Genomic DNA, 13595 nt, shown 5'->3' with positions numbered 1-13595 from the left:
AAATGACAGAATATAGAATGTGAAATAACAGAAAAATAATATGATGAAGAAATTGACAATGTTCCTATGTTTGGCTTGTGCCTGGATGTGCTCTTTGCAAGCTCAGGAAGCTAAAACTTATTTCAAAAATATGCCCGATAGCCTCAGTTCGTTACTCACTTCCGTGAATCGTGCCGATTGCATCGACTTCCTGGAAAGTAAAATGAAAGCGGAAGTAACCAACCGTTTCGGGGGTAAATCGGAAATGACGGAACTTTCTCCCGATTATATTAACGTACAGATGACACCCCAGAGTTCCTGGCAGATGAAGTTGCTGGCAATGAATGACACCACGAAGCTGATTTGTGTTGTAGCTACAGCTTGCGCCCCAGCATGCGACAGTGATGTGCATTTCTATACAACAAACTGGGAAGAACTGCCGGCTTCTTCTTATCTGGCGCTTCCGGTAATGAAAGACTTCCTGTCATTGCCCGATACTTTATTGGACTATGAGGTGAGAGATGCAGGCGAAAAGGCGGATATGCTGCTGATGAAAGCCAATCTTTCTGCAAAGGATAATACATTGACTTTCACTTTTACTACACCGGATTATATGGATAAAGAAACGGCAGAGAAACTGAAACCGTATCTCCGCCGTCCTGTTGTTTATGTGTGGAAAGAAGATAAATTCGTTTCTGCTGAATAGTTTGTTTATTGAAGATAAGAATTACTTCACCTTTATTCTGTCAAATCCTTCCCCGTATACCCCGATAACCGCACTCTGCGATACAAAGGCATTCGGGTCTATATCTTTTATCAACCGGAAAATGATGGTCGATTCCCGCTTCTTGGCGAGTACGAACAACATTTTCTGTTCCTTGCCGCTATAGAATCCTGAAGCGTTGATTACGGTAGCTCCCCGGTGCGGATATACATTGATGTGCCGGGCTATTTCTTCATATTTCTCACTGATTATGAAAAACTGGACCGATTGCCGTGCACTGTTCACCACCTGGTCGAGCACAAAACTACAAATGTAGAGGGTTACATAACCATAAACCACCTTTTCCCAATCCTTCAATGCAAAGTAGCTGGAAGAGATGATAATCAGGTCACAGACCAGCATCACCCGCCCCAGCGTGATGTCACGGTATTTGTTGATGATGGCAGCGATGATATCCGTTCCGCCCGTACTTCCGTTAGAGGAGAAAGCGATGCCGATACCGCCTCCGCAGAGGGATGCGCCGATGACACACGCCATGAAAGGCTGGTCGTGCAACAACACCACTCCGTCTGCCAGTTTCTGTATCACGGACAGGAAGAATGTCAGCGTGAACACCGCAAATACAGTTTTGATACTGAACTTCCATCCCAAAATACGGATAGAGAGCAGCAGTAAAACTAAGTTGATGCTGAAATAAGTATATTGCACAGGAAAACCTGTAGCAAAATAAACAATAGAGGCAATGCCCGGTACTCCTCCGGTGGTTATGTCATTGGGCAATAGGAATACCGTCCAGCCGATACCATAAAGAATCAATCCCAGGGCAATCATCACATAATCTCTCGTTTCCCGGAGAAGGCTTTGCTTTGACGGGACATTTACAATCTTTTTCATCTGACTTTATACGCAAGTATGGGTTATAACTAATTTGACAAGCTTTCTCATGATAAATGTGTTTTGGCCGTAAAATCGGCGCAAAGATAAATCTAATTTTTTGAATACTTGTTCAAAAGGTTATTGTTCGTGAGGGATGGACTTAAAATTTATTTGCTGAGAAGATTCTTGTAAACTACTGTTTGTAGTAACTCTTCCCGCCTTTGTGCTGAGAGGGGAAGGTCCTTCCCGTTGATGAACACTCTTCCTTTGGCGATGGAGTCGATATGCGACAGGTTTACCAGAAAGGATTTGTGTATTCTGAAAAAAGAACTTTGTGGCAGCATCTCTTCCAGTGAAGTCATGGTCTGGTGAATGATGAGAGTTTTGGTTTTGAAGTGTAGTTTCAGATAATTCTGCATTCCTTCCACGTACAATATATCTTTCCAGAATATTTGAGTGAAAGCGTCTCCTTGCCTGATGTACATCTCTTTGGTGGCTTCCGTTAGGTTGCTGTTTTGCAATAACAATTGGGTCTTGAAAGCATGGGCAGCTTTAGTGGTTGCCTGAAAGAAGCGTTGGAAAGAGATGGGCTTTAACAGATAATCGACAACATTCAGTTGGTAGCCTTCCAAGGCATATTCGGAATAAGCAGTGGTTAGTATGGTCAGAGGCGCTTCTTCCTGTGATTTCAAGAAATCAATACCGGAAAGATAGGGCATGTTGATGTCCAGAAACATGAGGTCAATGGACTGGCTTTCTAATATCTCCCTTGCTTCCAACGCGGAGGCACAGGTGGCGGTCACTGTGAGGAAGTCCAGTTTGCCAATGTGGTTTGCAATACCTTTGATGGCGATTTGTTCATCGTCTACGATGAGGCATTTCAGAGGCTGCGGTTCAAGGGGTTCTTTCATAGCTCAATGTTCAGTAAAGTTTGATATTTTGTTTCTGTTTCGTTGACGGACAATTGATATTTCTTGTGAAAGAGGATATCCAGTCGTTTGGTTGTATTTGCCAAGCCCAGCCCTGTGCCTGCCCGGCTGGAATAGGGAGATTTGGAATTGGTGACTTCAAGATGGATATGACGGTTACATTGTTCAAGTCGTATGTATATTTGTCCTTTCTCTGTTGGCGTGTGCGATACGTGCTTAAAGGCATTCTCTATGAATGTCAGCAATAATAGGGGGGGGAATTCGATAGTACCGTCTTCTACCTGCCATTCGGTGCCGACGGTCAGTTTGTCTTCCCAGCGTATGTTTTCTATTGCGATATAGTTTTGCAGGAACTGTATTTCCTGTTCCAGGCTGATGTATTCTTTTTGACTGTTGTATAGCTGATAGCGCAGGATATCCGAATATTTTTCTAACAGTGAAGAAGCCAATGGCACATTATCCTGCATTAGTATGTTTATGTGGTTCAGTACGTTGAACATGAAGTGTGGTGTGATTTGCTGCCGTAATGTCTGAAATATGAATTGTGATTTCTCTTTCTCCAGTTGAAGGTTTTCCGAGTAGAAGCGCAAGCCGCAAAAGGCGAGGTTGATTACCAATGTGCCGGGAAGTAAGAGGGTGGCATTTTCCAGAAGACTTTCTTTTCCTTCTATGAAAATATCGGATGGAGGGAATACGCTTATATGTTCAAGATACTGGAACAGGACGAAGTAAGAAGCCACTGCCAAACTTGTAGGAATACAAAGCGCTATGAATAGTAGCCAGAAACGTTTCATCTGTTTGGTGCGTATTGCTTTTTTCAGCAAATGATTGCATAGATAGTGGTTCATCAGTATGTAGCTGCCACAAATGCAGGCGGCGAGAAGTGTCGCTTCATATACATTGGCGGACATATTGAGAAACTGTATCCAGAATGTGCCGGCAATGAGTGACCAGAAAACAGTGGGAAGTTGCCGTGGCTTTAATGTCATATCCTTTTTCATGTTGCAAAGATAAAGGATAAAAAGTTTGTCGCCTATTCATTTCGTCACAGGCAAACCGGTGGTTCGTCAAAAAGATTTCTTTGTTCGCCTTGGTATTGCCAATCTTTGTGGCGTAAAATCATTAAAAAGAAGAATGAAAATGAAATTGATATCTATTACAACAATCTTGTTGCTACTGGTTTCTGTGGAAAGCATAGCGCAGATTTCTTTTACAACAGAGTATTTCGGGACATCGAGCTATCGGGATGAACATAATCAGAAAGTGGGCAGCAGCAAAGGTTCCGCTTTGACTTATCAGGGAACCGCTAATCTCCCCTTATCCATGAGGGTGAATGAGAATAACCAACCGACGGTATGGGGCATCGGACTTTCGGGCGCTTATGTATCTCTTGACAATAAGAACTTTACGGAACCTCTGGTATTATCTGAAATCATGAACTTGCAAATGGCATTGTTTCACATCCGCCCTTTAAGTCAAAGGTGGTCGATGATGGCAACTGTGGGAGTAGGAGTGTACACGGATGATACCCGGTTTTCGCACCTGAGATTCAGAAATGTATTGGGTAGTGCGGGAGTCGTCTTTATCAGACGTATGCTTCCCAATCTGGAATTGGGTGCCGGTGTGGCATTGAACAATGCATTTGGATATCCTATGGCGTTTCCTGCTTTATATGTTAATTGGAATTATGGGCGTAAGCTGACCTGTAACTTCTCAGCGATGGATGGGGTTAATCTGTCAGTGGGGTATAATGTGAACGAGGTGTTCAATATCAGTCTCATCACAGAAATGGGTGGGCAAATGGCTTTGACTGAGCTGGATGGAGATGATAAAATCTTTACGCATCAATACATTGTTGTTGGCTTCCGCCCTGAACTCAAAATTGCTAAGCGCATTTCTGTTCCCATCACGATAGGTTTTAATGCTATACGTACTGCATACTACGATGGTAGAAGCCTGTCGGCATTCTTTAAAGCGATGGGAAGGGAAAATGACCCTTGTTTCCAGATTTCCCCCTATCTTTCGGCAAGTATTGTGCTTCGATTGAGGTAAATGGTTGAAACAAGGGTTGTGAGTACAGCTTTATAAAGTAAGATATACCACCTCATGCGCCTCCGTCAACTGTGGAATTTCCAGTCTGCCGAGCATTGCATCCAGTACAGGCTCGGGAACCATGAATTCCCGTTCACGGTTTTGCTTGCGCCACACTTCATAGGGCTTTTCGATATAAACAATCTTCACTTTGGCTCCATAGGTGATGAATAAATCAATCAGTTGGGAGCGCATTTGTTGTGAGATGTTGGTCGCATTCCATACGAAGCTCTGCCCTTTACGCAAGTAATTGCGTGCCTCTTCTTTAGCTTCCTGAACAACCCTGCCATTGGCGGATTTATCCGTCGGGCTGACTTTGCATTTCCGACGGATAGCATCGAGGCTGATGACCGGAATATCCTGTGACAAGGTGCTGAGATAATAATCTTTCCCCATCCCCGGAAGACCGGAGAGCAAAGTTACTTCACATTTGAAGTCGTCATGCGGGACGTAGTTTATATAACTGTTTTCCGTCCGGAAGTAATGGAAGCGGGCATGATTGGTTGCAAAATCACGTGTTTTTCCCCAGCAATCCTGTTCACGGCAAAGCATTTCAAAGAGTTCGGCTGATTCCATCAGACTTGCCTTATCTCTGCAGATGCGTCCCTGAATATCCGACACAGAAAGCATTTTCAGCATACGTGTATTCACTCTGAGGGATGCTTCGCATACCTTCTTCGCAGGATTCTCCCGTTCCATAACCCAAATCGGCAAACCGTGATAGCGCACCAGGGCGGCTATCGTTTCTCGAATATGGAATGGGGCGGGGACATCCTTGTAAAGTATGGTGCGTACTGTATATTCACCACGTCTGGCATGGCCTTTGGAGGTGATTTGCCCTTCCCCTTCATCCACGGATGTGGAGCGTTTCTCCACATCGTGCATCAGTGCGGCAGTCCATAAGACTTCCTGTTCGGTCATGGATAAAGCTTGATAATCCGGTTGCTGCTGTAAAGCTTCCAATACCATGCGGGTATGTATGGCTACATCACCTTCTTCATGGTGTAAGCGATGTTGCGCTACATTGTTCATATCTTGCACCCACCGGAACTGCTGTTCCAGTGAGAGCCAATCTTTATTATCTGTCAGTTTCCAACTCATTTTGTTTCTCCTTTCCTGATTCCCAAATGAGACGGGCGCGTTTCCAGTTGCGCGTCCAGTGCTCATCGGTTTTTACGTGCCCTTTGCGTACATACTTGAATACGTTGCGGGCAAATTCACTAACGGGATATTCACTAATATTACGGGTGACAACACCTTCACGGGTACAATCCATTCCGGTTTGCGGGTCGCGTGAACCGAATACGCTCGGTTCTTGTGCCAGACTGATGACCTGTTGTTGAAGTGATGCCTGTGTAAAATCTTTCACAGAATCTATTTTTAACTCAGGCACCGTTGGCAAATCAAACAACGCGGCATAGAATTTTACTTCTTCCCATGACAGCCACTTATCCAGATAGCGCACGGCAAATACATAGAAATGTGTTTCCAGTTTGCGATACTCTATTGAATGTACGGCATACAGGTTCTCGCCGAATATCTCGATATCTCCCAAATCATTTTTCATTAGTTCCCAGCGCTCGCGCAGTTCCCGGGTCCACGGTGAGGTGGTGGGTGCTGCATGCGAGCGTGCAAATACACCATGGCAGCTCAGACAATTATTTTCTCCGTCCAGCTTTTCGGTGTGTGTCAGGGTTCCTATTTGTTGGATATCTTCCCAATACGTATGATTGATGCGGTCGTCACTGGTCGTTCCGGGAGAAAACGGATAGTGATAAGTGCGGCCATATTTTTCTGATAACATAAGTTGCTCCTTTCTTATTCTTTGTTCATTCTTACGATGCTGGGCGTAAATCTGCCTTGCACCTTTACTAATGTTTCTTGGGTTTGCATCACCCGTTCGATGTTCTTATAAGCCAATGGCATTTCTTCAATGCTGCCGCCAATCAGGGTTACTCCAGCTTGTGAAAGGAATTTCTTCATAGCCGATTGTGTAAAACTATCTTTTGCCTTTTGGCGGGACATGGCTCTTCCGGCACCGTGCGAGGCGGAATGCAAAGCTTCTTCCACCCCTTTGCCCACTACCAGATAACCGGGAGTTGCCATGCTGCCGGGGATAAGTCCCGGTTGTCCTGCCTGTGCGGGAGTTGCCCCTTTACGATGCACGATAGCAGTGCGTCCGGGAGCAATTTCCTCTTTCCAGGCAAAGTTGTGATGGTTGTTCACATTTGCTATCGGCTTCAGACCTAATGCCTTTGCCAGATTCAGATGTATTTGTTCGTGGCAGGCACGGGCATAGTCTCCTGCCAGGTTCATGCTCATCCAATATTCCTGCCCTTCTTCTGAGTCTAGATCCAGCCAGGCGAAATGCTGTGCTTCGCGTGGAAGCTTGCAAACTTCACGTGCTATCTGACTATAGTGCATCGCTATAGCTGCTCCCAATCCGCGTGAGCCGGAGTGCGACAACAATGCCGCATAATTACCTTCGGGCACTCCCAACGCATTACTTTCCTGCAAAAGAAGCTCTCCGAATTCCACGAAATGGTTTCCGCCGCCGGAACTTCCCAATTGCCGGATGGCTTTGCCACGCAAATCCCTTAAAAGCGGCGTCATCTGAAATTCTTCCCGTTCCGTCACTTCATGTTCCTGCATAAAAGGCAGACCGCCATCCATGCCGAAATGAGTATAAGCTTTCAACGCCTCCTTTATCTGGTGCGAGTATCTTTTCAAATAGTCGGCTTTGGCATCAAATACTGTCAGGCTCATTCGGCAGCCGATATCCATTCCCACAGCATAAGGGATAACTGCGTTGTCCGTAGCCAGTACGCCACCGATAGGTAATCCGTATCCGGCATGTGCATCGGGCATCAATGCTCCGGCTATGGTGACAGGCAGCCTCATTGCCAGGTTCATTTGTTGTTTGGCAAGTGTCTCTATGAACTTCCCGCCATAGGTTTTGTAAGGCAGAGGCTCATCGAGCAAATCATATGCCGTGAACTTCTTTTCTATGAGAGTAGGGGAGAGGTGTTCGGCCAGCTTGCTCCATATCTCATTATCTTTATAAGTATCGGGGTTTTCGAATAGGTCGCTCAGAGTGGTTATAATTTGCTCTTTACTGTCATGCTTGCAATGCTTGCTGACGATGGCAACTGCCAGGCTGCGCGCTACATTGTCTCTATATCCCAGCTTACTTAAATCTTTTAATCGTATTCCCATATTGTTTTTTTTATGTATGCATACGGCATTGGCTGTCCGTCAAACAACGGATAGATGCAATATGCGTGTATTCAATGCTTTGGGATAATGGATATAACTGTATCCGTCCACTGCATTGAAGTGAATAATAATAAAATTATAAATGTGATTTAGGGCTAATCAAGAATATTGCAAAGCCCCATCATCCCGATGAGTCAACTTAGTCCTGGCTGAGATATTATAGTTTCAACATAAATTAATCCCTTTCTTTCAGTTTTAAAGGGGTAAGTATTGTATTTATCGGTGACAAAAGTAATGCAACTTTTTTAATTATGCAAGGAAAAAGAACGTATTTTTACAGAAATAAACAATTATCCCTCCCATGCCCCACGCGTAAAGTCGGGTATCTCTACCGGACGACTGCCGTTCAGTACGGATTGTTCGCTGAGCTCGGTGATGCACGACCATTCGGCAGCATCGTAAACATCCATATCCAGCGGAAGGCCGTGATGCAGGCAGTAGATGAGGCGGTAATCCATGATATAATTCATTTCATTCGGTACACCTTTGCGGAGTCCTTCTTTACCGATAGTGGTAGTAAAAGGGTGTTGGTAGCGTTGCAAAAGAGCTTCGGTGGTTTCGTTTATTGCTTCTCCGGTGAGAGGGTTTTCCAGATTGATGGTAGCTACCGGATACTTCTGGGCAAATCCTTGCGTACCGCAGATGGTGTGCGAGCGGCTGTAAGGGCGTGGGTGCACGGTGCAGTATTGCAACTGGATGGTTTTCCCTTTGACTGTATGAATAAGGGTGGTGTTCACGTCTCCCAGCGAATAAGTTTGTTGCGCTTCACGGGAGTCTTTTCCGAAAGTACGGCGGGCATACTCCGTCATTCCTGCCTGTTGGGTGGACATGGATACGAGGTAGTTCATACGGTCTCCCCGATGAATATTCAATATCTGGCATACAGGGCCTAAACCGTGAGTGGGATAAGGGTTTCCGGTATGTTCCATGCAATAAACCTTGTTCCAGTGATTGTGGAAGCCGCCTTGGTTTTCATTGCTGAAATACATGGCACGCAGGTCATGGATATAGGCACCCTCCACATGCATGATTTCACCGAAGAGACCTTTTCTTGCCATATTCAATGTGGCTAGTGCAAAGGCATCATAGCAACAGTTTTCCAGCATGATGCAGTGGCGGCGGGTACGTTCGGCGGTATCGACCAATTGCCAGCATTCGGCTACGGTCATGGCAGCAGGTACTTCTATGGCGACGTGCTTGCCTTGTTCCATGGCATAAACGGCCATGGGAGTATGTGTCAGCCAGTCTGTACATATAATGATGAGGTCGATGTCGGGGGTGCAGCACATCTTTTGCCAGCCGTCTTCTCCGGTATAACCGATAGCCGCAGGGTGTCCGCCTTTTGTCAATGTGGCTTGTCCTTTAGCCAGATTGCCGGGACGTATTTCACACAATGCTTTGATTTCTACATGTTCTATGAGCATGTAGCGTCCCAACGTTAGTAGTCCGCGGTTGCCTAACCCTATGAGTCCGATGCGTACAATAGGAATAGGGGAATGGGTTAGTCCTAAAACATGAGTGTGGTGTTCGTTTCTGTTGTTTAGTCGACTCCATTCTTTTTGCATAGTATTTATATATTATAGGTTATACAGATTATTGATTGCAAATATACATACAAAAACAATTATAGTTCATTCCTGTACAAAAAAAGCAGCAAATCTATGGAAAACGTTTTTCATCAATATTGCCTACATCATACACCAGTGAGCTTTTTCTGCTGATTAGTAATTGGATATCGAGTGTATGGAAGGTGTATGGAAGATGTAGGCAAATAAACCTTTTGCTGCAATCATAATCATTATTTGCTCCTTTCCTTTTCTTCTTTTGCATTTGGGAAAATGTCATTATGCCACTGGTAAAACTATGTTTTTCAATTGGGGGCTGTGCAGACCGCAATTGGAGGCTCCATAGCCTCCAGTTGGAAACTGTCGGGCACGCAATTGCAGGACGAAGATTTGTTGCTGATAAAAGCACAAAAACAATAGAGGAAAGGAACGTTTTCAAACGGCTGTTGTTCTATTTTTCTTATTGTGGTATGAGGATTAAGTAGGGGATGGGACAAAACAGTATTAAATAAGGAGACTATAAAAACAAAAATCAGATAGAAATCTTTCGATAACTATCTGATTTTCTTAAGAGCGGAAGACGGGGCTCAAACCCGCGACCCTCAGCTTGGAAGGCTAATGCTCTTCTGCGGCTGCCAAAGGCTTCGCCTTCGTCAGCTACCAACTGAGCTACTGCCGTTTAGCTGCTCTTAATGAGAATCCTCTTTCAGTTATCTTCTGCTTCGGTTTACATATTGGTTTACATCTATCGTGCAAAGCAAGATAAGTTAGTTATTCAATTAATTATCTCTATTTCTTAATCTTATTTGCGTGTCAATGAAGTATAAATCTCCGTCTATGCCATAAAGCACATTATTGGGAACTGCATCAAACACTTCATAATCCGAATTATGATATTCGTCGTAATAGTCCATTTCAAAGCCTAATGCTTGCATATAGGCAGCTATCTCGTCTTCCGTAGCTTCTCGTTCAGCTAATATATAAGGTTGTACGAGAACTGCGCAAAATTCTTGCTGACTGTTATAAGCGAAGCCTATCATTTGATAAGGCACATTGCCAAAGAACTTGTTATGTGCAGCAATGCGGATGAAGAAGTTCTCTAAATCATCCCCTGCGTACTCAAAGTTATTTAATTTTACAACAGACACATTACCATCATGGAACACTTCATTCTCACCACCTCTATCCATATAAGTAATATTGAGGTGTGATAAGTCAATCCATAGACCATTGTCATTGGCAAACTTTATCAGTTCTTCTGTTTGTCTTCTCTTATAGCCCTCTGTTGATTCAGTTTCTCCTGCTGCTTCCTTACTTCTTCTGGCGATGCAGGTCGCTTGCTCCAAGAGGCTATTGATTGACGAGTGCGTTCTATCCATTCTTTGTGAAATTCGTTGATGTATTCCATAATTTGTTTGATTATGAGTTTAAGACAAAGGTAATCATTCCTCTTTTAATAGCAATGCTTTGGTTGTTATATTCTTGCGAATGGGGTGTTGTGGAACATTCTATAAAAGAGAAGCAGCATAAGAGTTCCCTCAAATGCTGCTCTGTTTTAAATTAGTTTGGGAATTAGTCAATCTTCTTGTAAGTGGTTGTTGTAATGTCGTCCAATTCCTCGCTACCATCGTCCAGATTGTCCCAATCCTCAAAGGCAAGTACCAACTTAGTAGCTGTAAGTTCATTGATAGTAAGGACATCAGAATAGCCATCACTGTAAGAGAGGGTTAGTTTATTGTCTTTCAAAGACCAGCGGCTTGTTTCTGTATATCCACCTTCAACGCGGCTCTCTATGCAAGTACCATCAGCTTTGAACTCTAATAGGGCATTGGTATATGCTTCATCAGAAGTTACTACTTCTTTACCATTCTCCACTTTGTGAATCTTCTCCCAAGTGGACTGCCATTTACCTATAAGGTTAGCTTGTTCAATGATAGTCTGTTCTTCTTCTTCATCACTACATGCTGTAAAGTTTACAGCCAAGATGACCATTAATAAGGTCATTCCAATTAATCTAAATGTTCTCATTTTGAATTAAAATATTTATTGTAAGTAATAATATATTCTGTAATCTGCCTAAACACATCACCTGCTATCAATCCACCACTTACAGGAAGTCTCTCTTTATGGATGGAAACAATGATAGAATATTGGGGAGCATTGGCAGGAAAGTAACCGCAGAACTCTACAATATAACTTCCATCTTCAAACTGTATTGTCCCTGTCTCACCTGCAACTTGTATCTTATTTGACTTGGCAGGTTGTCCCAATCCATCAGTTACCACATATTCCAATGCCTGTTTCAGACTGTCAATGTTGGCTTGACTTGCTATCTGTGGATTGATAACTGTTGTACTGTCTTTGTAAAGTTGAGGTTGTACCATCTTTCCACTATTAGCAATAGCATTATAAAAGGTTAGTGTTTGTATGGGGGTAATAGTCTGATTATATCCGATGCAGAACCATGCAAAAGCTGTATCACTCCAACCGCTATCTTTAGGAGTAACAAAGTATGCAGGTTTCAGATTAGCTATTCCTGCGATGCAGTCTGGTTTACCATAATTCATTCTATCTATCAGATTGAAGTATGCTTGTGCATCATCTCTAAATGCTTTCTCCATTGTTTTATAAACAGCAATGTTTGAACTTGAAGCTAAACCTTGCTTGATAGAGATTTCACCATATCCACCTCTATGCCAATTATGGTCTTTCAGTTCTCTGTCTTGTATAGAATAGATTCCATTGCCTACATCTACCATATCAGATAGTTTCACCTTTCTTGTTTCCAATGCTGCCAATATGGATATAGGGTGCATCAGTGCTGATTCGTGTGCTTGGGAGAAGTTCTCACAAGGTAGGTAGTTAGCACCATCTTTCCTTTCAAGTCCAACCATAGCCTTTATATGTCCTGTCTGAACTTTCATAATGATAACTTGCCCAGATAAGGCATTAAGTTCAGTTAGTTTATTTTCTAAGATAGAAGTAGCTTTGACTTGTAAAGTACTGTCTATGGTGGTAGAAGTTTGAGTGTCCTTTTGCTTTGTAGAGTTACAAGCTATCATTGTAATCATGCAACTTAATAATATGCTTATCCGTATCATTTGAATTAATCTATTTGCGGTTTACTTGTACTTATATTGACACAAATGTAAATTCACATAGTTACCATCATGGTATTCTTTACATTCTATCCAATTGTTATGACTGTCATATTGGTATTCAAACTCTTTCTTTATTCTCTTTCCGTTCCACCAAGCATCGCATAAGACTATATGCTCTAAATCATTATATTTAATGATAGTCTGTTTCTTTATGCCCTTATCGTCCTCCCAATTAGAAATTATCGTTCTTCCAGCTAATTGCCCTTTATTTTCTTCTGGTTCAATATAAGGAGCGACATTCTTCGTTGCAGAACCGCTAAACTCTACTTGATTTCTGTATTCTTTAATGTGGGTATATGTAGAATCGAACTCTCTGACTAATAGTTTAGATAAGTTGTTCCCATAGTAAGATATAGTATCGCACTTTATCATTCTCCCATTAGAAAGAAGAAGCTTGTGCTCAAGCTTTATGGTTCTTGTTTCCTCCATTGCTTTATTAGAAGAGTACCATTTACTAATTTCTTTTCTACCAATAGTAAATGTCTGTGCAATTAATCCTTGAATAAGTTCTTTATTGTGCAAACTGTTGAACAATCTACTGATATGTATTGAGTATATGTCTATAATGTCCCACATGATAAATTATTCTAATGAAAAACCTCCCAATTGTGTATAACTCTTTAAACTATATTGAGTCTCTTTTTTAGAGTGCTTCCCACCTACCAAAAGAGTGTCAAATCCCAAAGTCATTAGCTGCCTAATAAAAGGCTTGTTTGACAATATATATTGAGAAATTTCTCTAATTTCAGAATCTTTTAAATTATTATCATTCTCTATTGATATTCTAAATCCACTTCTTAAAAAGAATGCACTCATTTCATGTGCATAGTTTACATCTCCAATTGTTACAGATACCTTGCAGAATCTATCTAATTCACCACAACAATAGCTATCTTTAAAATTCTGATTCATGGTATTTATTAACTTCATCCGTTCCAATGAAGTACCTACTAAAGAATTGAGTAAGTTTTTAAAGAAATCGACAATGTTCATA

The 13595-nt window shown here is 42.5% G+C and carries 14 protein-coding genes and 1 tRNA gene; 2 read left to right on the top strand and 13 right to left on the bottom strand.

Going from position 1 to position 13595, the window contains the following annotated elements; translation table 11 throughout:
• Nucleotides 1–40 precede the first annotated feature (40 nt).
• Nucleotides 41–685 carry a DUF3256 family protein gene (locus HMPREF9447_RS08015; protein ID WP_009129201.1) on the top strand — a complete coding sequence of 215 codons (645 nt, stop codon included), beginning with the start codon at nt 41–43 and terminating at the stop codon, nt 683–685.
• 21 nt (nt 686–706) lie between these two features.
• On the opposite strand, the gene HMPREF9447_RS08010 is transcribed toward HMPREF9447_RS08015, so the two are convergent.
• The 3 genes from HMPREF9447_RS08010 to HMPREF9447_RS08000 all read right to left on the bottom strand — a co-directional run bounded on the left by HMPREF9447_RS08010 (nt 707) and on the right by HMPREF9447_RS08000 (nt 3497).
• The gene (locus HMPREF9447_RS08010) at nt 707–1597 is read right to left on the bottom strand and encodes a YitT family protein (protein WP_009129200.1); all 891 of its coding nucleotides are present in this window, start codon (nt 1595–1597) and stop codon (nt 707–709) included.
• 149 nt (nt 1598–1746) lie between these two features.
• A complete protein-coding gene (locus HMPREF9447_RS08005; RefSeq protein ID WP_009129199.1) occupies nt 1747–2490 on the bottom strand; it encodes a LytR/AlgR family response regulator transcription factor in 744 nt (247 codons plus the stop codon).
• Entirely contained in the window at nt 2487–3497 is a 1011-nt protein-coding gene (locus tag HMPREF9447_RS08000) for a sensor histidine kinase (protein ID WP_009129198.1), read from the bottom strand. The genes HMPREF9447_RS08005 and HMPREF9447_RS08000 overlap by 4 nt, the downstream gene beginning before the upstream one ends.
• Nucleotides 3498–3648: 151 nt before the next feature.
• On the opposite strand from HMPREF9447_RS08000, the gene HMPREF9447_RS07995 reads away from it, so the two are divergent.
• Nucleotides 3649–4560 (top strand): DUF6268 family outer membrane beta-barrel protein, encoded by a 912-nt coding sequence (locus HMPREF9447_RS07995; protein ID WP_009129197.1) that lies wholly within the window; start codon nt 3649–3651, stop codon nt 4558–4560.
• Nucleotides 4561–4590: 30 nt separating this feature from the next.
• Here the strand turns inward: HMPREF9447_RS07995 and HMPREF9447_RS07990 are convergent, their stop codons facing one another.
• The 10 genes from HMPREF9447_RS07990 to HMPREF9447_RS07945 form a co-directional block, all read right to left on the bottom strand.
• Nucleotides 4591–5700 (bottom strand): ATP-binding protein, encoded by a 1110-nt coding sequence (locus HMPREF9447_RS07990; RefSeq protein WP_009129196.1) that lies wholly within the window; start codon nt 5698–5700, stop codon nt 4591–4593.
• On the bottom strand, nt 5678–6403 hold the full coding sequence (locus tag HMPREF9447_RS07985) for an RNA ligase family protein (protein ID WP_009129195.1): 726 nt from the start codon (nt 6401–6403) through the stop codon (nt 5678–5680). The genes HMPREF9447_RS07990 and HMPREF9447_RS07985 overlap by 23 nt, the downstream gene beginning before the upstream one ends.
• Before the next feature lie 14 nt (nt 6404–6417).
• Complete coding sequence (locus HMPREF9447_RS07980; RefSeq protein WP_009129194.1) at nt 6418–7815, bottom strand: RtcB family protein; 1398 nt, start codon at nt 7813–7815, stop codon at nt 6418–6420.
• Nucleotides 7816–8165: 350 nt separating this feature from the next.
• A complete protein-coding gene (locus tag HMPREF9447_RS07975; protein ID WP_009129193.1) occupies nt 8166–9440 on the bottom strand; it encodes a Gfo/Idh/MocA family protein in 1275 nt (424 codons plus the stop codon).
• Between the two features lie 572 nt (nt 9441–10012).
• Nucleotides 10013–10118 (bottom strand) — tRNA-Gly (locus tag HMPREF9447_RS28415).
• 101 nt (nt 10119–10219) lie between these two features.
• Complete coding sequence (locus HMPREF9447_RS07965) at nt 10220–10819, bottom strand: putative polyvalent protein kinase domain-containing protein (RefSeq protein ID WP_009129192.1); 600 nt, start codon at nt 10817–10819, stop codon at nt 10220–10222.
• Nucleotides 10820–11012: 193 nt separating this feature from the next.
• Complete coding sequence (locus tag HMPREF9447_RS07960) at nt 11013–11468, bottom strand: lipocalin-like domain-containing protein (protein WP_009129191.1); 456 nt, start codon at nt 11466–11468, stop codon at nt 11013–11015.
• Nucleotides 11465–12502: a penicillin-binding transpeptidase domain-containing protein gene (locus tag HMPREF9447_RS07955; protein WP_009129190.1), complete on the bottom strand. Its 1038-nt coding sequence runs from the start codon at nt 12500–12502 to the stop codon at nt 11465–11467. Before HMPREF9447_RS07955 ends, HMPREF9447_RS07960 begins: the two co-directional genes overlap by 4 nt.
• Before the next feature lie 60 nt (nt 12503–12562).
• Nucleotides 12563–13177, bottom strand: a complete 615-nt coding sequence (locus tag HMPREF9447_RS07950; protein WP_009129189.1) for a hypothetical protein — start codon at nt 13175–13177, stop codon at nt 12563–12565.
• A gap of 6 nt (nt 13178–13183) precedes the next feature.
• Nucleotides 13184–13594, bottom strand: a complete 411-nt coding sequence (locus HMPREF9447_RS07945) for a hypothetical protein (RefSeq protein ID WP_009129188.1) — start codon at nt 13592–13594, stop codon at nt 13184–13186.
• Nucleotide 13595 lies beyond the last annotated feature (1 nt).

This window comes from Bacteroides oleiciplenus YIT 12058, from assembly GCF_000315485.1.
Classification (GTDB): Bacteria; Bacteroidota; Bacteroidia; order Bacteroidales; family Bacteroidaceae; genus Bacteroides; species Bacteroides oleiciplenus.
The sequence above is the reverse complement of the archived record's forward strand: the minus strand, read 5'-3'. Positions and strand labels throughout refer to the sequence as shown.

What these genes read in the sequence shown, in the direction of transcription:
- HMPREF9447_RS07950 (WP_009129189.1), bottom strand. Translation starts at nt 13,177, where the DNA reads ATGTGGGACATTATAGACATATACTCAATACATATCAGTAGATTGTTC.
- HMPREF9447_RS07955 (WP_009129190.1), bottom strand. Translation starts at nt 12,502, where the DNA reads ATGATAGCTTGTAACTCTACAAAGCAAAAGGACACTCAAACTTCTACC.
- HMPREF9447_RS07965 (WP_009129192.1), bottom strand. Translation starts at nt 10,819, where the DNA reads ATGGATAGAACGCACTCGTCAATCAATAGCCTCTTGGAGCAAGCGACC.
- HMPREF9447_RS08000 (WP_009129198.1), bottom strand. Translation starts at nt 3,497, where the DNA reads ATGACATTAAAGCCACGGCAACTTCCCACTGTTTTCTGGTCACTCATT.
- HMPREF9447_RS07975 (WP_009129193.1), bottom strand. Translation starts at nt 9,440, where the DNA reads ATGCAAAAAGAATGGAGTCGACTAAACAACAGAAACGAACACCACACT.
- HMPREF9447_RS07990 (WP_009129196.1), bottom strand. Translation starts at nt 5,700, where the DNA reads ATGAGTTGGAAACTGACAGATAATAAAGATTGGCTCTCACTGGAACAG.
- HMPREF9447_RS08015 (WP_009129201.1), top strand. Translation starts at nt 41, where the DNA reads ATGATGAAGAAATTGACAATGTTCCTATGTTTGGCTTGTGCCTGGATG.
- HMPREF9447_RS07995 (WP_009129197.1), top strand. Translation starts at nt 3,649, where the DNA reads ATGAAATTGATATCTATTACAACAATCTTGTTGCTACTGGTTTCTGTG.
- HMPREF9447_RS07980 (WP_009129194.1), bottom strand. Translation starts at nt 7,815, where the DNA reads ATGGGAATACGATTAAAAGATTTAAGTAAGCTGGGATATAGAGACAAT.
- HMPREF9447_RS08005 (WP_009129199.1), bottom strand. Translation starts at nt 2,490, where the DNA reads ATGAAAGAACCCCTTGAACCGCAGCCTCTGAAATGCCTCATCGTAGAC.
- HMPREF9447_RS07945 (WP_009129188.1), bottom strand. Translation starts at nt 13,594, where the DNA reads ATGAACATTGTCGATTTCTTTAAAAACTTACTCAATTCTTTAGTAGGT.
- HMPREF9447_RS07960 (WP_009129191.1), bottom strand. Translation starts at nt 11,468, where the DNA reads ATGAGAACATTTAGATTAATTGGAATGACCTTATTAATGGTCATCTTG.
- HMPREF9447_RS07985 (WP_009129195.1), bottom strand. Translation starts at nt 6,403, where the DNA reads ATGTTATCAGAAAAATATGGCCGCACTTATCACTATCCGTTTTCTCCC.
- HMPREF9447_RS08010 (WP_009129200.1), bottom strand. Translation starts at nt 1,597, where the DNA reads ATGAAAAAGATTGTAAATGTCCCGTCAAAGCAAAGCCTTCTCCGGGAA.